Genomic DNA, 19899 nt, shown 5'->3' on the forward strand with positions numbered 1-19899 from the left:
TTAGCGGTCGCGCCGTTCGACCTTGCCGTCGGTGTGGCGGGCGAAGCGCGTTGGGTCGTCGCCGTGCACCGGGGCGCCGTCCGGCCACGGCCAGCCACCGAAGCCGGTCTGCCGGTAGTCTGCGTGGGCCTGGCGGATTTCCTGTTCGCTGTTCATCACGAACGGTCCCGATTGCACCACCGGTTCGCCGATCGGCCGTCCTTGCAGAATCAGGAATTGCGCCTTGCCGGCGGCGCCATTCACCAGCAGCAAAGGCGCATCGGTGCGCAAGTCGTTGGCGCTGCGCGATGCCAGTGGCTGGCCGCCAAGGCTGGCGCCTTCGCCGTCGAAATAATACAGTGCGCGTTTGGTGTCGGCACCGCGCGCGGGCGGCAGGGTCCATTCCGCGCCGGGCTCCATCGTCACCACCCAGATCGCGAGGTCGCTTTCCTCGGCGGCGGCCCAGGAATCCGGCGGCGGGGGCAGGGCATGCAGAGCCTCCACGCGACCGGCCACGCAAACCACCTCCGTGCGCGCGCCGTTGGCGTCGACCACGGTTTCCCGGGGAACGTCTTCGGACCACAGCATGGTGAAGTGCGGCTCGGCGAACTTGCTGCGGGCCGGCAGGTTAAGCCAAATCTGGAACAGTTCGAGCGGATTGCCGTCCTCCGTCTTCAGCAGCGGGAACATCTCCGAGTGGACGATGCCGCGTCCCGCCGTCAGCCACTGCACGTCGCCGGCGCCGAAGCGCGCCGCCGCGCCCAACGAATCGGCATGATCGATCAGGCCATGTCGGACGATGGTTACCGTCTCGAAGCCGCGATGCGGGTGGCCGGGAAAGCCCGGCACCTGTTCGCCGTGGTACATATTCCAGCCGTCGACATTCATGAAGTCCTGGCCCAGGCGGCGCCCCGCCAGCGAGGCGGCGGGACCGAACTTGCCGTCGCCCTTGGGGTAGTTGTCCACGTGGTGGACGCAAAACAGGAACGGGTCCATGGTCGCCCACGGGGAGCCCAATGGGCCGCTGCTTAAAATCGGATTCGTCATAGGTGCCAATCAGTTCGGGGTGGGCAGTGTGTCCGCGCCGGGCGCGCCGAACAGCTGCTGTTTGAGGCCATGCAGCTGGTCGCGCACCTGCGCGGCCTTTTCGAACTCCAGGTTCTTGGCGTGATCGAGCATCGCCTTCTCCAGGCGCTTGATCTCCTTGCTGATCTGCTTCTCGCTCATCGACTCGTACTTGGCCGCCTCCTGCGCTACCTGCCGGTTCTCGCGCGCGTCCTGCGGGCTATAGACGCCGTCGATCATATCCTTGATGATCTTGCTCACGCCGCGCGGCACGATGCCGTTGGCGGCGTTGAATTCGATCTGCTTGGCGCGCCGGCGCTCGGTCTCGCCGATGGCGCGTTCCATCGAGTCTGTCATGCGGTCGGCGTACAGCAGCGCCACGCCGTTGAGGTTACGCGCGGCGCGGCCGATGGTCTGGATCAGCGAACGTTCGGAGCGCAGGAAGCCTTCCTTGTCGGCGTCCAGGATCGCCACCAGCGACACCTCCGGCAAATCGAGGCCCTCGCGCAGCAGGTTGATCCCCACCAGCACGTCGAAGGTGCCGATGCGCAGGTCGCGCAGCAGCTCGACCCGCTCCACCGTCTCGATGTCGCTGTGCAGGTAGCGTACCTTGATGCCATGGTCGCTCAGGAATTCGGTCAGCTGCTCGGACATGCGCTTGGTCAGCGTGGTCACCAGCACGCGCTCGTTCTTGGCGACGCGGTCGGTGATCTCGGACATCAGGTCCTCAACCTGCGAACGGGCGGGGCGCACGATGATCAGCGGATCGACCAGGCCTGTCGGCCGCACCACCTGCTCGACCACCTGGTCGGCGTGCGTGTTTTCGTAGTCGGCCGGCGTGGCGGAGACGAAAATCGTCTGCCGCATCTTCTGTTCGAATTCCTCGAACTTCAACGGCCGGTTGTCCAGCGCCGACGGCAGGCGGAAGCCGTAGTCCACCAGATTGGTCTTGCGCGAGCGGTCGCCGTTGTACATGGCGCTCAGCTGCCCGATCAACACATGCGACTCGTCGAGGAACATCAACGCGTCCTTCGGCAGGTAATCGACCAAAGTCGGCGGCGGCTCGCCCGGCATGGCGCCGCTCAGGTGGCGCGAGTAGTTCTCGATGCCCTTGGTGAAGCCGATTTCGGCCATCATCTCCAGATCGAAGCGGGTGCGCTGCTCGATGCGCTGTTCTTCAATCAGCTTGTTCTCCTTGCGGAAAAACTCCAGGCGGTCGCGCAGTTCGAGCTTGATGCTCTCGATCGCGCGCAGCACGGTCGAACGCGGCGTGACGTAATGCGAGCCGGGATAGACGGTGAAGCGCGGGATCTTCTGCTTGACGCGGCCCGTCAGCGGATCGAACAGCTGGATCGATTCCAGCTCGTCGCCGAACATGTCGAGGCGCACCGCCAGCTCCGCATTCTCGGCCGGGAAGATGTCGAGCGTATCGCCGCGCACGCGGAAGGTGCCGCGGCCGAAATCGACCTCGTTGCGCGTGTACTGCATCTGGATCAGGCGCGCGATGATGTCGCGCTGCGAGACGCGGTCCTTCTGGCGCAAGGTCAGAATCATCTGGTGGTACTCGTTGGGATTACCGATACCGTAGATGGCCGACACGGTGGCGACGATGATGACGTCGCGCCGCTCCATCAGCGACTTGGTGCACGACAGGCGCATCTGCTCGATGTGCTCATTGATGGACGAATCCTTTTCGATGAACAGGTCGCGCTGCGGCACGTAGGCTTCCGGCTGATAGTAATCGTAGTACGAGACGAAGTATTCGACCGCATTCTCGGGGAAGAACTCGCGGAACTCCGAGTACAGCTGGGCGGCCAGCGTTTTATTCGGCGCGAACACGATCGCAGGACGGCCCTTGCGGGCGATCACGTTGGCCATCGTGTAGGTCTTGCCGGAGCCGGTCACGCCGAGCAAGGTCTGGAAGAACAGGCCGTCGTCGATGCCTTCGCACAGCTTGTCGATCGCCACCGGCTGGTCGCCGGCGGGCGGGAAGGGCTGGTGCAATTTGAACGGCGAATCCGGGAAGGTAATAACCGTTGCCTTAGGGGTATCTACTACTGGTAATTCAGCCATCGTGGTCCGACCTTTGTTAAAATAATGGCCTGCCAGCGGCCTGAAGTAGTTTTTTAAGGGGCGCTGTCTACGTTCATCCGCTGCGAAACGCTTCCAATCGAATCCAATCTTATCATGACGAATCCTAGCTTGTTCAGCGCCATCGACATGGCACCACGCGACCCGATCCTGGGTATCACCGAAGCCTTCAACGCCGACCAAAACCCAGCCAAAATCAATCTGGGCGTCGGCGTTTATTATGACGACAACGGCAAAGTGCCTCTGCTGTCTTGCGTACAGAAAGCGGAAGAAATCCTGATCGCCACGCCGGCCCCGCGCACCTACCTGCCGATCGAAGGCCTGGCTGCCTATGACAAGGCGGTGCAAGAGCTGGTATTTGGCGCCGACAGCGCGGTAATTCAAGAGAAACGTGCGATCACCGTGCAAGCGATCGGCGGCACCGGCGCGCTGAAGATCGGCGCCGATTTCCTCAAGCGCTTCGCGCCCGATTCGCAGGTCTACATCAGCGATCCAAGCTGGGAGAACCACCGCGCGCTGTTCGAAAGCGCCGGCTTCACCGTCAATAACTACGCCTACTACGATGCCGCCACCCACGGCGTCGATTTCGCCGGCATGCTGGCCGCGTTGAAGGCCATGCCGCGCGGCGCCATCGTGCTGCTGCACGCGTGCTGCCACAACCCGACCGGCGCCGATCTGACGTCGGCCCAGTGGGATGAAGTCATCGCGGCCGTCACCGGCGGCGGCCTGGTGCCGTTCCTCGACATGGCTTACCAGGGCTTCGGCGCCGGGATCGCCGAAGACGGCGCGGTGGTGCGCCGCTTCGCCGACGCCGGCGGTCCGCTGCTGGTGTCGAATTCGTTCTCGAAATCGTTCTCGCTGTACGGTGAGCGCGTCGGCGCGCTGAGCGTGGTCGCGGCCAGCGGCGAAGAGGCGAGCCGTCTGATGTCGCAGTTGAAGCGCGTCGTGCGCACCAACTACTCCAACCCGCCTGTGCACGGCGGTAAAGTGGTCGCCACCGTGCTGACCACGCCGGAACTGCGCCAGATGTGGGAAGACGAGCTGGCCGGCATGCGCGTGCGCATCAAGGAAATGCGCGAAGCCTTCGTCGAGAAGCTGAAGGCGAAAGCCCCCGCCCACGATTTCGCCTTCGTGCGCGACCAGGTCGGCATGTTCTCGTACTCGGGCCTGACCAAGGCGCAGGTCGAGCAACTGCGCGAACAGTCGATCTACGCGGTCGATACCGGCCGCATCTGCGTGGCGGCGTTGAATTCGCGCAATATCGACATCGTTATTGACGCCATCGCCAAAGTGCTCTAAACTCTTGCTTCTTCGGGTTGAGCAGTAGCTTGATCCGAGTGGCAACATAGAATGCCGTTGTAAGTTGCGCTGTTGGAAATCTTTCTTGATGGCGCGAACGAAACAGTATAAAATGTTGCCTCTAATCCCTGATAGCTCAGTTGGTAGAGCGACGGACTGTTAATCCGCAGGTCCCTGGTTCGAGTCCAGGTCGGGGAGCCAGAATTTAAAAGCCTCATGTTTTCTTGTAACGGTGAAGATCGTTGCGATGCGACATGGGGCTTTTTCCATTGGCGCGTCCGCTTGACGGTCCCGCGCCGGCGAAAATAGTTGCTTTTTGGGCTGGGCAAATCAAAGTTGAGCGGCTATAATTCTGGCCTCAATTCCCTGATAGCTCAGTTGGTAGAGCGACGGACTGTTAATCCGCAGGTCCCTGGTTCGAGTCCAGGTCGGGGAGCCAGAATTTAGCAGTATCCAAAAAGCCCAGCCTTTACCGGTTGGGCTTTTTGCATTTCGTCATTGATACCGCGATGATCCAGAGCGTATTGTTGGGGTTTGTTGAGCAGCGTCAGAAGTGCAAGGGGCTACGCGGACGTGCTCTGATTGACAGCCCCGAAATCGCACGCGATCATGCTTGAATGGCTGCTTCACCAGACAGGGATTTCGTCGACGCAAAGCTTGAGGCCGTAGAAAGCCGCATGGATGCCCGCGTCGCGTCCATCGAGTCCGCGCTTGCTGCATTTTCCGCGTTGATGCAAGAGCGGTCGCGTCACTTCGATGCCCGCATGGCGCGGGTGGAGATGACGATATCGGAAATAGGATCGGAAATACGGTCGTCAATGGCCGGTCTCAAAACCACCATCATCGTCACCGCCGTTGGTGCCGTTCTCGCGATCGTCTTGGGTGTTGCCGCGTTTAACGCGACGGTTTTGTCCGCGATGGTCGCCTCGTTTGAGGCTGGAAAGAGCACCTCGGCTGCGCAAGCCGAGGTCAAAAGACAAACCGAGGAAACGGCAGTGCTGCTCAACAGAATGCGCGAGGAGCTGGATTCGAGGCAAAGGCCTAACGATGCTGGCGGTAGGTAAGCCGTCAAGAGGCGCTGTCGCGACTGTCCGCAGACCTGCTGTGACCGCAGGGGCCGCGGGGTTGGGTAATGAACAGTGGCGTTGGTCCTAATGTTGTATTGTTGGCACGCACTCCTCGAGAGGTCTGGACGGATGCCTTTTTCCCGCTTGCCCAGCCACCGAAACGCAAAAAGCGTCGGCCTTCTAAATAAGTTACTGCTTCCTCCCCACTCCTCCGGGTTGCCGATTGGCGGTTTTGCATTTCGGCACTGAAATTTGATGTAAATGTGTGAATCAGGTGGACGGGAATCTTGCACCTCGGCATACTCAATAGTATTGATTTTATTTCGGCTACGGAATGGAAAGATGAGGTCGCCCGCTGGCTGAGCGAGGAGGCCATGTTTCGTTAGGCGCTGCACCATGACGCGGCGCCATCATCGACAAAAAGTAAATAGAGGTTGCCCCATGAGCGAAGAAAAGGATGTTGTGTACGGTACAGAAGATTTGTTGATGAGTTTGTGTAACTCGGTGGCCCGCGTGCTGAATGTTGCCACGCAAAGTAAAGTGAACTATTCCGGCATGGTGCAGCGGATCACGAAGACGGGTTTGAAGCCCGACATCGGTTGCTTCGTGATGTTCGACGGCGGCTTCACCGGCCTGGTGGTGCTGAACTTCGCCGCCGACACGGCAATGGAAATCTACGAGCGCTACATGCTGCACATGGGCATGCCGAAGTCGGAGCTGGCCAGTTCGCACACGTCGGACGAGGTGTCCAACATCATGGGCGAGCTGATGAACCAGATCGTCGGCGACTTCACCGGCAAGGTGCGGCGCGAGCTGCAGACCAACATCACGCAGAACCAGCCGAAGATGCTGGTGCTGACAAAGCAGGTGATGCTGAGCGTGGACACGCCGCTGGACCGTCCGGAAATGCGCCGCGTCACCTTCTACACCGAGAAGAACAACATCTTCTATCTGGAACTGGCGATCGACCGCACCGAGTTCATCAAGCTGTACGATTTCGATTCGGCCGAGCACGATCCGCAATCGCTGATCGACGACGCCTACAACACCGACAACGCGTCGACGCCGTCCCCGGTCGACGACGCAGACGACAACTCCGATCTGCTCAAGTCGCTGGGCATGTGAAGTGACCGCCGGCCCCGGCGGACGCCCGCCACGGCGCCGTTTGTGGGATTTTCAACACAGTTGCTGCGTGTAGAAGATGTAAATGCTTCGTGTTTTTTCGACATCGTTGTTGCAAGGCCGCCGCAAGGCGGCCTTTTATTATTCAGTTTCATCATAGTAGCCGCCGAATTTCTAACAGTTAATTCGACTATCGATATATTCGTCTTGCAATACATGGTATCAATGGCTGAAAATACCGCCTTTCTGCAAGTCGGTGCATTCTAGACATCAATCAAGATGCGGATGCGATCCTGTTCACGCTTTCATGGTGGAGAAACGGGGCGGTCCAGTTTTGCCGAAAGCGGCGCGCAAGCGGCCCGCTTGCGCCGCAATGGTCACGTCAGATGACCGTGCGGTGTCTATGAAAGAGAGAACAGGAGACGCTGTTTTTTACTCTTTGCATTACATTTAAATCGGGAAATTGAATGATCAAATTGTCTAAGATGCACAAGCGCCTGCTGGCGTTGAGCGCCGTTATGCCTATCGGTTCCGCCTTCGCCCAAAGCGTCGCGCCCGACGCGCAACTGGAAACCGTTGTCGTGACGGCCCAGCGCCGCGCCGAGAACATCAAGGATGTGCCGGTATCGGTCACCCTGCTGAAGGACGAGAAGCTCGACGTGCTGCTGTCCGGCGGCCAGGACATCCGCCTGCTGGCAGGCAAAGTGGCATCGCTGAACGTCGAATCGTCGAACGGCCGTACCTTCCCGCGCTTCTACATCCGCGGCTACGGCAACACCGACTTCAGCACCTTCGCCTCGCAGCCGGTGTCGCTGGTGTACGACGACGTCGTGCAGGAAAACGGCATCCTCAAAGGTTTCCCGATGTTCGACATGGCCGGCGTGGAAGTGCTGCGCGGCCCGCAAGGCACTCTGTTCGGCCGCAACACCCCGGCCGGCGTGGTCAAGTTCGAATCGGCCAAGCCGAACCTGAAACAGGTCGAAGGCTACTACAGCCTGTCGTGGGCCTCGCACAACACCGTCAACCTCGAAGCGGCCGCCAACGTGCCGCTGTCGAGCGAGTGGGCGATGCGCGTATCGACCTTGCGCCAGCACCGCGACGACTTCGTCGACAACACCTTCACCGGCGCCAAAGATTCGCTGGAAGGCTACAACGAACACGCCGAGCGCGTGCAGTTCCTGTACAGCCCGAGCACCACCTTCAACGCCCTGTTCAACGTGCACGCGCGTTCGACCACCGGCAGCGCGCGCCTGTTCCGCGCCAACATCATCAAGAAGGGCACCAACGACTTCGCCGATGGTTACAGCTTCAACCAGATCAGCACCAACGGCCAGAACGCCCAGGAGCTGAGCACCAACGGCGCCAACGCCCGCCTGACCTGGGACTTGGGTTCGGTCAAGCTGTTCTCGATCACCGGCTACGAAGGCGTTGACAAGTACTACAGCCGTGGCGACATCGACGGCGGCACGCCGGCCGGCCCGGGCTTCATTCCGTTCCAGGTCGAAACCGGTGGCGGACTGAGCGGCCTGCACCAGTACAGCCAGGAATTCCGCGTCGAATCGAAGAACGCGGGCCCGCTGAACTGGCAGACCGGCGTCTACTACTTCAAGGAAAGCGCTGACGGCTACAGCAACAACTACAACAGCACCACCGGCGCGCAAACCTCGCACCTGGCCAGCCATCAGACCAACAAGGCCGCGGCCGTGTTCGGCTCGGTGACGTACGACCTGGCCCAGGACCTGATCCTGCGCGGCGGCCTGCGCTACACCAACGACAAGAAGGACTTCTACACCGTGGAAGCCCAGAACGTGGTGCTGGCCGGCCCGCAATCGGTCGACGAGAGCAAGAGCAAAGCCAGCTGGGATCTGAGCCTGACGTACAAGATCAACCCGGACGTCAGCACCTACGCCCGCGTGGCCACCGGCTTCCGCGCGCCGAGTATCGCCGCCGCCTCGGCGTCGGTGCCGATCACCGTGGCCGATGCAGAAACCATCACCTCGTATGAAGCCGGCGTCAAGGCCGACCTGTTCAACCGCCGCGCGCGCGCTTCGTTCAGCGTCTACAACTACGAAGTGAAGAACCAGCAGCTGACCGTGGTTGGTGGCAACTCCAACGTCACCCGCCTGATCAACGCCGCCAAGACCGACGGCCGCGGCGTCGAAGCGGACTTCGAGGCGTTCATCACGCCGGCGTTCAAGGTCTCGGCGGGCGGTTCGTACAACTTCACCAAGATCAAGGACCCGAGCCTGTCCGTGGCCAAGTGCGGTTCGTGCACCGTGACCGATCCGCTCAACGCGGCCGGCCGCGTCGACATCAACGGCAACCCGCTGCCGCAGGCGCCGAAGTACATCCTGAACGCGACCGCGCGCTACAACTGGGCGCTGGAGAACGGCAACCTGTTCGTGCTGACCGATTGGTCGTATCGCAGCAAGATCAACTTCTTCCTGTACGAAGCCAAGGAATTCACCGGCAAGTCGATGGTTGAAGGCGGGCTGCGCGTGGGCTACAACTGGGATGGCGGCAAGTACGAAGTGGCCGCTTTCGCGCGCAACATCACCGACACCCAGCGCATCATCGGCGCCATCGACTTCAACAACCTGACCGGCATGGTGAACGAGCCGCGTCAGTTTGGCGTGCAGTTCAAGGGCGGTTTCTGATCGTTGAGTGGTACTCGTAGGGCGGATTAGCCGGCACGGCGTAATCCGCCATGAGCCGCCACCGGCATTCGTTGGATGGGCTGTATGATTTTTTCGTCTAGCCTAGACAGCTAGTAGTTGGCCGTATATAATGCGGCCTCTTTTCCCTGATAGCTCAGTTGGTAGAGCGACGGACTGTTAATCCGCAGGTCCCTGGTTCGAGTCCAGGTCGGGGAGCCAGAATTTAGTAGTATCAGAAAGCCCAGCCTTTACCGGTTGGGCTTTTTGCTTTGTGGAGCCGCACTGGACTATTTACCTTGACCGCATCAATTCTCACCGTGATGCCAACGTGGCTTTCTTTCGTTTGACGCAGATCAAACGCCGTGCCGGGTCGCTTCCTATCATATTGGCTTGTTCAACCACTATCCACAGGAGGATATTATGGCTAACAGTCTGATGCGTCTCGATCCGTTCCGCGACATCGCCCGCTTCGATCCCTTCCGCGATATGGATGAGTTGTTCCGTGACTTTTCGCCGCCGGTGTGGCGTCAGGAGCAGACCCAGCGTATGCGCATGGATGTGACCGAGACGGAGAAGGAATATACCGTCAAGGCCGAAATTCCCGGCGTGCAGAAGGAGGACATCAAGGTCGCGATCAACGGTAACCAGGTCTCGCTGACGGCCGAAATCAAAGAGGAGAAGAGCGCTGACGGTGGCGGTGCCGGCGGCACCGGCAGCGGCGGCACTTTGCGCAACGAACGCTACTACGGCCAGGTGCACCGCAGCTTTACGTTGCCGCAGGAAGTCGATGACGACCAGGCCGGTGCGCGTTATGAGAACGGCGTGTTGACGTTGACCCTGCCGAAAAAAGTCGGCACCGGCGGCAAACAGCTGACGATTCAATAACAGATTAAATAACCCGGGCCGGGATCAATTGGCCGGCGCGCGGCAGGTGGCGTCCGATTCCCAGCGACCGGAGCAGATGCGCGAGCGGCACAGCATGCCCTCGATCAGTCCGAGCTGCTTGCAGCGCGCCAGCAGGTCCGCCGTGCTGTCGCCCTCGCGGCGTTCAACGATGTCGCGGCTGCGTTCCGGTGCGACGGCGGCGGGCGTGCCCGCGTGCGCAACGAGCGCGGCGAGCAGTGCGACATCTGTGTCGTTGGCGGGCGCCGCCGCCTTGCCGCGTGATGCCGCAACGGCGGGCGTGACGCGCGGAGTCGCTGCGCTGGCGCTGCTGGCGCTGCTGTTGTATTTGCTGATGGCGCTGGCCGACCTTGGGTAGGCGGCGCCGACCGAGGCGACACGCGCCGTTTCGGCGGGCAAGGTCGCCGGCCCGGTCGTTGGCCTGCCGGCTGCGGCGGCGGACTGCGTGTAGGCCGTCGGACCGAGCTCGCGCGACGCCGTCGTTGTCGCCGCCATTGCTTGCGGTTCATTTCTATTTTGCGCCTGTCGCGGCGCTGGCTCGTTCACGATCGCCGCCGGCAGTTCCGCCGGATCGACGATCACTTCGCCCGGGTCCACGTGGGTGCTTTCCAACCGCGTGCGCGCCTGTATATTGTGGCCACTCCGCTCAAGCCCCGACAACGCGCGCGTGCTGCTATAGCTTGCCTTGAAACCGCCCGCTGGCGCGCTTTTCTCATGCATCAGCCATGCGATGCCGCACATTGCCAGCAGCAGCAAGCCCAAGCCCACAGTCCAACCGTCGATCGCCCAACTGGCGGCGCGCGCCGGCTTGGACGCGGGCAGCCGCGCACCGTGTTCCAGATGCGCGAGGATGCGCTTGGCGCTATCCGTCTGACCGCCCGGCGTTCCCATCAAGTCCGGTTTTCGTTTCGATGTGTCCACAATATTCCCTTCGAATTTGATCTGGTCTTTCACGTCGATCGCCGATCGGGCCTACGATGAAACGTTAGTGACCCGGTCGCTTGCCAGTGTCCATCCGGCGGCCCGACCTTGCTTTGACGGAGCGCACCATGTTTCTCTTTTCTGTGTTGATGTTTTTCGTGTTCGCCTGTGTTGGCGCCTGGCTGTTGCTGTTTCCGGCGGGACGCGACCTGATGGCTCAGTCGGCCAGCGCGATCGGGCGCCGTCTCGAGCAGCGCTTGCGGCGCGATTATCAACAAGGCACGCAACAGGCGTCGGCGCTGGGACGCGGCGCGCGCGGCGGCGCCGGTAGCGCATTGCGGTTCGTGCAAAGGCGCTCTCCGCTGATACTGGCTGCGTCCGTGCTGATGACGGTGCCGCCGTTGCTGGCGCTGATGCTCAGTGGGCGGGACATGCTGGGCGGTTATGACGGCGGCGTCCATGTCGCCAATGACCAGGTGGCCGATCTGCTGAAAGGCGAGCAACTGGTGACGCCGGCGCCGTTGCCGCCCGTGACATTCACGACGGCCGAGGTGACCTTGGTGCGGCCCATGCTCGACAGCGCCAACCGCAACTGGCAATTGCTCGACCCGGACTTTTCCCGCCGCATGCTGCTGGTGTTTCGGATCATGAAGGAGCGCCACGGTTACGACATGGCGATTCTGGAAGGCTACCGCAGCCCAGAGCGGCAGAACTCGCTGGCGGCGGCCGGTTCCAATGTCACCAACGCCAAGGCTTTCCAGAGCTATCACCAGTTTGGGCTGGCGGCCGACTGCGCGTTCCTGCGCGACGGCAAGCTGGTCATATCGGAAAAAGATCCGTGGGCGATGCGCGGCTACCGCCTGTACGGCGAGACGGCTGAATCGGTCGGCCTGACCTGGGGCGGACGCTGGACGATGATGGATTTCGGCCACACGGAGCTGCGCGTCCCCGGCACTGTGCGCAAATAAAACAGGGCGCGGCGTTCATTGTGCCCGCTCAAGCATTCGAAACATGATTGGTGGCAACATTGATCGGTCCGCCTTCCTTTCAAGCGCAGTCGTCCAAACCCCGACCGAACCATGATGCGAAAAATTTGGCACTTCCTGACCGATACCCGTCACCTGACGATTTTTGGTTTGGCCGCGATGGCGGCGATATTCTATTTAGGCGCACAAGTGCTGGAGCTTGCGCTGATCTGGGCGCTGGGCGCGACCGCCGTGATGCTGGCGCTGGCGGGCCTGGTCTGGCTGTGGCGATGGTCGCGCGCCAGGCGGGAGTCGGAGAAGCTGGCCGACGCCATCGGCACCAGGGCCGCGACCGAGGAGGCGCCGAAAGACCAGGCGGGCGCCGAGGTCAAGGCCATCCGCGAGAGCCTGCTGAAGGCCATCGAGACGATCAAGGGTTCCAAGTTGGGCATCGTCTCCGGCACGCGCGCCTTGTATGAGCTGCCTTGGTACATGATCATCGGGAATCCGGCCGCAGGCAAAAGCACCGCGATCACCAACTCCGGCCTGCAGTTTCCTTTCGCCGACGGCAAGGTGGTGCAGGGCGTTGGCGGAACCCGCAACTGCGACTGGTTCTTCACGCCGGACGGCATCCTGCTCGATACGGCCGGCCGCTACTCGGTCATGGACGAGCATCGCGCCGAGTGGTTCGGCTTTCTCGATCTGCTGAAGAAGTACCGCCGCCGCGCGCCGATCAACGGCATCCTGATCGCCGTCAGCATCGCGGAACTGCGCGGGGAGGATCCGGAGGCCGGCATCAAGCTCGCGCTCAGTTTGCGCAAGCGGGTGCAGGACTTGATCGAGCGGCTGGAAGTCTTCGCGCCGGTGTACGTGGTGTTCACCAAGGCGGACCTGATCGCCGGCTTCGACGAATTCTTCGCCAAGGCCGAACGCTCGGAGCGCGAGCGCGTGTGGGGCGCGACCATGCCCTACAAGCGCAACGCGACCAGCCAGCAGTTGATGGCGTTCTTCGACCAGAGTTTCCCGGAGCTGTGCGACGGCTTGAAGGAGCTTAGCCTGGCCAATATGAGCCAGCAGCGGCGCGAGCGCATGGAGCCCGGCGTGTTCACCTTTCCGTTGGAGTTCGCGACGATCAGGACGCCGCTGCGGGCGTTTCTCGCCACGCTGTTCGAGGAAAATCCATTCCAGTTCAAACCCGTGTTTCGCGGCTATTACTTCACCAGCGCGCTGCAGGAGGGCATGCCTGTCAGCGAGCAGTCGCACAGGGTCGCCAAGCGCTTCGCGCTGTCGGTGCCGGATGCGCAGGCCGTCGCCGGAGCGGGGCAATCGGGCTTCTTCCTGCAGAATCTATTCCGCAAGGTGATCTTCGCCGACAAGGACCTGGTGTCGCAGTACGCCAGCAAGCATAAGGTGCGGCTGACGTACGCCGCTTTCTTCGGCGCGGTGCTGCTACTGGGCGCGTCGCTGGGCGGGTGGAGCTGGTCCTATCTGGGCAATCGCCAGTTAGTCAGCAATGTGCAGGCCGATCTGGATAAGGTGATCAAGCTGCAGGACAAGCGGCTCGATTTGCAGTCGCGGCTCGAGGCGCTGGAGATACTGCAGGACCGCATCGAACAACTGGACAAGTACCGCGACGAGCGGCCATGGTCGCTGCGAATGGGCCTTTACCAGGGCGGGCTGCTGGAGCAGAAGCTGCGCGAGGAGTACTTCTCCGGTGCGCGGGAGGTGATGATCAAGCCGGTCGTCGCCAACCTGGAGACGCTGCTGTCCGAGATGAACACCCGCGCCGACGAATTGCAGGCGCCGGGCGCCGTCGCCGCGCAGCCGGTGGGCGAAGCCGCCGCTCCTCCCGTGGCTGCGGCCAGCCGCCAGTTTCAGCAAGCCTCCGCCGCCAACGTGGAAGACGCGTACAACGCGCTGAAAAGCTATCTGATGCTGGTCGATAAATCGCATGCGGAACCCAGCCATCTGAACGACCAGTTGACCCGCCACTGGCGCGTGTGGCTCGAAAACCACCGTGGCGCGATGCCGCGCGAGCAGATGATCCACAGCGCCGAACGGCTGATGACCTTCTACCTGGCGCAGATCGCCGATCCGTCGTGGCCCCGCGTGGAGCCCAAGCTGGCGCTGATCGACCAAGCGCGTGAGAATCTGAAGCGCGTGGTGCGCGGCATGCCGGCGCGGGAACGCGTCTACGCCGACATCCGTGCCCGCGCCAACACCCGCTTCCCGGCGATGACGGTGGCGCGCATGGTCGGCGAGCAGGATCAGGCGCTGGTCACCGGCAGTCATGCGATTGCCGGCGCCTACACCCGTGAGGCATGGGAGAAGTATGTGCAGGGCGCCTTCCGCGAGGCGGCCACGCGCGAGCTGCAAAGCGCCGACTGGGTATTGAAGACCGCCGCGCGCGACGATCTGACGCTGGAAGGCAGCCCGGAACAAATCGAGAAGGGCCTGACCGATTTGTACAAGGCCGACTACGCGCGCGAATGGCAGAAATTCGTGCAGGGCGTTACCATCGCCAATTTGAACGGTTTCGACGCCGCCGTCGTCGCCATGAACCGCCTGGGCGATCCGCAGTCGTCGCCGATATCGAAGCTGCTCACCACCATCTACCAGCAAACGTCCTGGGACAATCCGGCGGTGATGAGCACCGAGTTGAAAGAGGCGCAGTCGGGCTTCGTCAACTGGGTCAAGAACACCGTGATGCGGCGCGGGCCGTCGCAGATCAACGTCAATCTGCAGATGGACCAGACCCGCGTCGACAGGCCGATGGGCCCCATCGGCCGCGAGTTCGCCGGCGTCGGCAAGCTGGTCGCCGCCAAGGACAAGGATGCGTCGCTGATGCGCGCCTATATGGACACCTTGTCCAAGTTGCGCAGCCGTCTGAATCAGTTGAAGAACCAGGGCGATCCCGGTCCCGGCGCGCGCCAGTTCATGCAACAGACGCTCGAAGGCACGGGTTCGGAGCTGGCCGACGCGCTGCGCTACGTCGACGAGCAAATGCTGACCGGGATGAGCGACTCGCAGAAACAGGCGATCCGTCCCATCCTGGTGCGGCCGCTGATGCAGACTTTCGCGGTGCTGATCGTGCCTGTCGAAGCGGAGATCAACAAGACCTGGCTGGCGCAGGTCTACGAGCCGTTCCAGCAATCGCTGGCCAACAAATACCCGTTCTCGCCCAACGCCCGGATCGAAGCTGCCAGCTCGGAAATCGCACAGTTCTTCGGCCCCGACGGATTGATCGCCAAATTCGCCACCACCGCGATGGGACCCTTGGTACTGCGCCGGGGCGACGTGCTGGCGCCGCGTACCTGGGCCGATATGGGCATCAAGCTGGCCCCGCAGACTGTGGCGCGCTTCCCCGGCTGGATCGCACCGATCGGCGCCGGCGGCGTGGCTGCTTCCTCGGCCGCGGCGCAAACCGTGTTCCAGCTCCAGCCGATGCCGGCGCCGGGTACCCTGGAATACACCGTCGATATCGACGGCCAGCAGATCCGCTACCGCAACACCCCGGCGCAATGGACCAATATGGTCCACCCCAGCACCCAGGGCGTCTCCGGTGCGCGCATCACGGCGGTGTCGTTCGACGGCCGCAGCGTCGAGGTGCTCAATGAGCCGGGGCAGTTTGGCCTTAAACGCATGATCGACGCGGCGGCCAAGCAAAAGCGCGAAGGCGGCGTGTTCGAGCTGCGCTGGACCAGCGGCGCCATCACCGTGGCCATGGGCTTGAAGATCATCAGCAGTCCGGACGTCAAAGATAACGACAGCGCGCCGCAGGCGCAGGGCTTCCGCGGCAGGCGGCTGCCCGAAACCATCGTCGGCGCCCCAGCCGCCCCCGCAGCACCCGCTATCGCGGCCACTGGAGCACTACAATGAAACGTCTTCCACAGAATGTCCGCATCGGCTATTTCGGCAAGCTACCGTCCCGGGGCGACTTTATCAAGGCGACCAACAATCTGGCGCTGGCCAATCTGCTTGACGGCTGGCTGGCGGAGGTGATGAATCTGTTGAGCGCCGATCCACGCTGGAAGATCAACTACGACGCCATGCGCCCGTTGCAGTTCGCCTTTGTCGGCACGCGCAGCCGGCGCGCGATCGCCGGCCATCTGGCGGCCAGCAGCGACGCCTCGCAGCGGCGCTACCCGTTTTTGAGCATGACGGCCATTGAGATCGAATCGCCGCGCACCTTCCTTGCGCTGAGTCCCGTGGTTCTGGCGCCGCTGTGGAATGAGCTGGAACAACTGGCCGCCGATGTGCTGGATGCGGCCGATCCCGATCCCGCGCTGCAGGTCCTCGCGGCCACCACCTTCGATATCGAACCCGGCGCCGCCGAACACGAAATCGCGTTCGTCGATTTCCTCGACCGCCACAATATCGCCAGCCTGGAGGCGATGCTGGCTCGCGATTCGGCGCGCCGGATGATATTGGCCATCGGGCTGCTGCTGCAGCCGGTCCGGCGCAGCGCCGAGGCCCGGCTGGAAAAGAGCTTGGCGCTGCCATTGCCGCAGTCGGCCCGTCAACGCCATCTGGTGGCCGCGTTCTGGCTGGATTTGATCGCACCGTTCCTGCACCAGGCGGATTTCGAACTATGCGTGTTCATGGCCGATATCCGCGAGCAGCCATCGCTGGTGATCGGCTTTGGCGGCGCCGCTCCCGAAGCGCTGCAGGCCATCATCGATCCAGCGTGCGCCGCCGACCAGCAGATCAACTTCGATTATTCCGGCTGGGTCGATGAATTGATCGCCAGCGACGCGCGGGTGCAAAAGCTGTCCGCTTATCTGGAGCAGGGCCAGTTGTCGCTGCGGTCCGTCCAGGCGCTGTTCCACGAGACTTTCGTCTGATTTCTTTCACTTCGATTCCACACAAAGAGGAGCTTTTCGATGCGCCAGCGGACCATCTGGCCGGCGGTGATGCCGGCATTGTTATCGACATCGATCTACTGTGCGGCGCAGACCCCTGCGCCGGCCACGCCCAAACCCGGCCAGGTGCTGGTCAGCGGCTCGGTACCGGACGAGGCCAGCAAGGCGGCCATGCTGGCCCGCGTGCGCGAGCTGTATGGCCCCGAGCGCGTGGTCGACCAGGTGTCGATCGCGCCGGTGTCGCTGCCGCCCAACTGGAACGGGTATGTGCAAAAACTTATCGGCCCCAATCTGAAGTTGATCACCAAGGGCGAAATCAAGATCGACGGCACCAACGTCACCTTGCGCGGCGAAGTCGCCAACGAGGCGCAGCGCCAGCAGATCGCCAGCGACTTCGCCACCAGCCTCAATCCCAGCTACACGGTCAACAACGGCCTGCGTGTGAGCGCGGCGGAACAGAACCTGCTTGACCAGACGCTGGCCAAGCGCATCATCGAGTTCGAGAGCGGCAAGGCGACGCTGACCGAGTCCGGAAAAGGCATCCTGGACGAGATGGCGGCGGCGATGCAAAAGGTAAAAGGCAAGAAGGTGGAAGTGATCGGGCACACCGACAATGTCGGCCTGCGCGACAGCAACCTGGCCTTGAGCCACGCCCGCGCGCAGGCGGTGCGCAGCTATCTGGCCGACAGGGGTATCAGTCAGGAGATGGTGATGGTGTCGGGGCAGGGGCCGGATCGCCCGGTGGCAGAGAACAGCAGCGCCGACGGCCGCGCGCGCAACCGTCGTATCGAATTCCGCATCGCGCAGTAAAAAAACGCTGCCCCTCAGGGCAGCGTGATCGTCACATATGCCGGCCTTGGCGCCAGCTTGACCAGGTCCGCGTAGGCCGCCAGCGTGTTCTGCGTGTCGTGCGACAGCGAAGACTTCAACCCGATATACGCCGCCAGGCCGATCACCGAGAAGAGCGCGCACAGTGCCCACAACGGTGTATTGCTGCGCAGCTTGTTGACGATTTGGTCCGGCCGCTCCGCCTGCGGCGCGAAGCCCTTGCTCTTGCCCTGGATGTGCGCGATCTCGTCGCCGAGTCGCGCGGTCATGTAGGCTAGCTTGTCGCCGGCGTCGAGCGCGTACTTGCCGCGAAAACCGATCAGCAAACACATATGGAACACCTGCAGCGCCGGCAGCCTGGCGCCGCCGGTGCTACGCAGCGCTTCCAGCCGGTCGAAGAAGTGTTCGCCGGCCAGCTGGTCGCCGAAGATCACCAGTTGCAGCGGACGGCGCTCCCACGCGAAGCGCATCGGGAACTGCGAACCCAGGATGATTTCGTCGAGCGCGGCGCAGAACGCGTACTTGGCGTCGTCGATATCCTCGCCTTGCGCGCGCAGCTTGCGGGCCTCGCTGTCGAATTCCGCCAGGTAGGCGGTGATGGTGTCGAGGAAGGCTGCCTCGCCGGGGGGAGTGCTGCCGTTCTTCAGCATGAACAGCAGGTAGAAGCCTTCCTGCAACAGATCGAGCAGGGTTTGCACGTGGCCGTAGCCCGGCTGGATCTGCCGGCGCTGGCCGCCCATCAGCGTCGGGATCGCGCGGCGTTCGACTTGGGGCGTCATGCTGTCACCGCGATCAGGTTGATGCGCAGGTCACGTATGCCGCTCGGTACGTAGATCGAGATCGACTGCGCCTTGAGCATCTGCTCATACAGCATGCCTTTGCTTTCCAGCGCAAAGTAGTAGGTATCCGGTTGAACCGGAATCGCCGCCGGCACCTGCGGCGCGTGGGTGATTTTCACCCCCGGCATGGCCGTCAGCACGCATTTCTCGACGTCGTCCGGCGCGCCGGCCTTGACGCGCAGCGGCACGATCTCCACCAGCTCCAGCGCCGACAGCGAGGCGCTGACGGCCAGGTACAGCGTGGTGCGCTGGTCGATTTTTCCTGAATCGAGCTTGCCCAGGTGGTAGCTCGGCTTTTCTTCCGACAGCGCGATGGAGAAGTATTTGGTCGAGATCACGGTGTCGAGCAGATCGCGGATGATGTCGTCGAGACCTGAGAAGCACGACGCCATGTCGTCATGACGGTAGCAGGGCAGGTGGACCAGCGAGTACTGTTTGGAGTAGGTCATCAGCGCGCCGGCCAGCGCGAGCAGCGACTCGAACAGCCGCTCCGGATGCAGCTCGGGATTGCGCACGTAGTGCATCAACGACGCGGCCGAAGTGCTGACCGTATGCAGCAGCCAGAACGACGAGACGTCGCCGGAACGGAATTCGATGACGTTGCGGCTTGGCTCGCGCATATGGCCTTGCAAGGACTGCACCTTGGCCTGCAAGGCGTCCATCAGGCGGTCCAGCATCGCCTTCAGCGCGGGGGTACTGGCGATCGACAGGCCTGGCGGGATAAACGCAGGATCGGGTTCGAAACCGCCGGTGACCAAGCGGCGCAGCCGTATCACCGGCACGCAGTCGTAGGCGCCGAGCGGCTCCTGGTCGGACACCAGGCGCACCGATTTTTTCAGATAGCTGACCTCCGCGCTGACTGCGCGCGTGTACAGGTCCGGCGTTTCACTGGTGGTTTGGCGATAACGGGCCGCGGCATGCTGTTCATCCTTTTGCGGACCGTTCGGCGCTGCGTTGCCGCCACCCGGCGCCAGCGCGGGCAGGGCGGCGTACCAGGTCACTTCCTGCAGGTTTGGCGGCAGGGAGGACAGGTCGATCGCCACCGGCAGCGGTTCGCTCGACGGCGCGTCGACGATTTCGCCATCCTGGAAGATGATGGACAGCGCTTGCAGGCGCAGGCGATCGGCCTTTAACGCGTCGTGATCCCACTCGATGCGACGCACGCCCCACAGGTAGGGATGCAGCGCCCGCGCAGTCTGGTGCAGGCGCGCCTCGTGATACTGGTCCTGTTGCTGGAAGTGCTGTGGGCGCAGAAACACGCCTTCGCCCCACAGGACCTTGGATGGAATGCTCATGTTGAC

General features: G+C 62.5%; 14 protein-coding genes and 3 tRNA genes. 12 read left to right on the forward strand and 5 right to left on the reverse strand.

The features are described 5' to 3' along the window. Together NHH73_10230 and uvrB are read right to left on the reverse strand one after the other, a co-directional pair. Nucleotides 1–1026 carry a pirin family protein gene (locus NHH73_10230; GenBank protein USX28630.1) on the reverse strand — a complete coding sequence of 342 codons (1026 nt, stop codon included), beginning with the start codon at nt 1024–1026 and terminating at the stop codon, nt 1–3. A 9-nt stretch (nt 1027–1035) separates the two neighbouring features. Further along, nucleotides 1036–3117, reverse strand: coding sequence for an excinuclease ABC subunit UvrB (gene uvrB / locus NHH73_10235; protein USX28631.1), 2082 nt, complete (start codon nt 3115–3117; stop codon nt 1036–1038). A 114-nt stretch (nt 3118–3231) separates the two neighbouring features. Here uvrB and NHH73_10240 point away from each other — a divergent pair, with 114 nt between their 5' ends. From NHH73_10240 to NHH73_10275, 8 genes are all read left to right on the forward strand, one after another. After that, a complete protein-coding gene (locus tag NHH73_10240; GenBank protein USX28632.1) occupies nt 3232–4434 on the forward strand; it encodes an aspartate/tyrosine/aromatic aminotransferase in 1203 nt (400 codons plus the stop codon). Nucleotides 4435–4559: 125 nt separating this feature from the next. Then, nucleotides 4560–4635: transfer RNA gene (locus NHH73_10245), tRNA-Asn, on the forward strand. A gap of 162 nt (nt 4636–4797) precedes the next feature. Further along, nucleotides 4798–4873: transfer RNA gene (locus NHH73_10250), tRNA-Asn, on the forward strand. A 178-nt stretch (nt 4874–5051) separates the two neighbouring features. Next, entirely contained in the window at nt 5052–5498 is a 447-nt protein-coding gene (locus tag NHH73_10255) for a hypothetical protein (protein ID USX28633.1), read from the forward strand. Between the two features lie 444 nt (nt 5499–5942). Continuing rightward, on the forward strand, nt 5943–6626 hold the full coding sequence (locus tag NHH73_10260) for a DUF3334 family protein (protein ID USX28634.1): 684 nt from the start codon (nt 5943–5945) through the stop codon (nt 6624–6626). Between the two features lie 464 nt (nt 6627–7090). After that, entirely contained in the window at nt 7091–9280 is a 2190-nt protein-coding gene (locus NHH73_10265) for a TonB-dependent receptor (GenBank protein USX28635.1), read from the forward strand. Nucleotides 9281–9423: 143 nt separating this feature from the next. Next, a tRNA-Asn gene (locus NHH73_10270) sits at nt 9424–9499 on the forward strand. A gap of 201 nt (nt 9500–9700) precedes the next feature. Continuing rightward, nucleotides 9701–10165: an Hsp20/alpha crystallin family protein gene (locus NHH73_10275; protein ID USX28636.1), complete on the forward strand. Its 465-nt coding sequence runs from the start codon at nt 9701–9703 to the stop codon at nt 10163–10165. A 24-nt stretch (nt 10166–10189) separates the two neighbouring features. Here NHH73_10275 and NHH73_10280 read toward each other — a convergent pair whose 3' ends face one another. Beyond that, the gene (locus NHH73_10280; GenBank protein ID USX28637.1) at nt 10190–11104 is read right to left on the reverse strand and encodes a hypothetical protein; all 915 of its coding nucleotides are present in this window, start codon (nt 11102–11104) and stop codon (nt 10190–10192) included. A gap of 128 nt (nt 11105–11232) precedes the next feature. On the opposite strand from NHH73_10280, the gene NHH73_10285 reads away from it, so the two are divergent. The 4 genes from NHH73_10285 to NHH73_10300 all read left to right on the forward strand — a co-directional run bounded on the left by NHH73_10285 (nt 11233) and on the right by NHH73_10300 (nt 17741). Next, nucleotides 11233–12072, forward strand: coding sequence for a M15 family metallopeptidase (locus tag NHH73_10285; protein ID USX28638.1), 840 nt, complete (start codon nt 11233–11235; stop codon nt 12070–12072). 114 nt (nt 12073–12186) lie between these two features. Beyond that, nucleotides 12187–15948 (forward strand): type VI secretion system membrane subunit TssM, encoded by a 3762-nt coding sequence (gene tssM / locus NHH73_10290; protein ID USX29603.1) that lies wholly within the window; start codon nt 12187–12189, stop codon nt 15946–15948. Next, complete coding sequence (gene tagF / locus NHH73_10295; protein USX28639.1) at nt 15945–16913, forward strand: type VI secretion system-associated protein TagF; 969 nt, start codon at nt 15945–15947, stop codon at nt 16911–16913. Before tssM ends, tagF begins: the two co-directional genes overlap by 4 nt. 39 nt (nt 16914–16952) lie before the next feature. Further along, a complete protein-coding gene (locus tag NHH73_10300; GenBank protein ID USX28640.1) occupies nt 16953–17741 on the forward strand; it encodes an OmpA family protein in 789 nt (262 codons plus the stop codon). 14 nt (nt 17742–17755) lie between these two features. Here NHH73_10300 and NHH73_10305 read toward each other — a convergent pair whose 3' ends face one another. Further along, nucleotides 17756–18538: a DotU family type IV/VI secretion system protein gene (locus NHH73_10305; protein ID USX28641.1), complete on the reverse strand. Its 783-nt coding sequence runs from the start codon at nt 18536–18538 to the stop codon at nt 17756–17758. Further along, the gene (gene tssK, locus NHH73_10310) at nt 18535–19893 is read right to left on the reverse strand and encodes a type VI secretion system baseplate subunit TssK (protein ID USX28642.1); all 1359 of its coding nucleotides are present in this window, start codon (nt 19891–19893) and stop codon (nt 18535–18537) included. The genes NHH73_10305 and tssK overlap by 4 nt, the downstream gene beginning before the upstream one ends. Between the last annotated feature and the right edge of the window lie 6 nt (nt 19894–19899).

Source organism: Oxalobacteraceae bacterium OTU3CINTB1 (assembly GCA_024123955.1).
Lineage (GTDB): Bacteria > Pseudomonadota > Gammaproteobacteria > Burkholderiales > Burkholderiaceae_D > Rugamonas.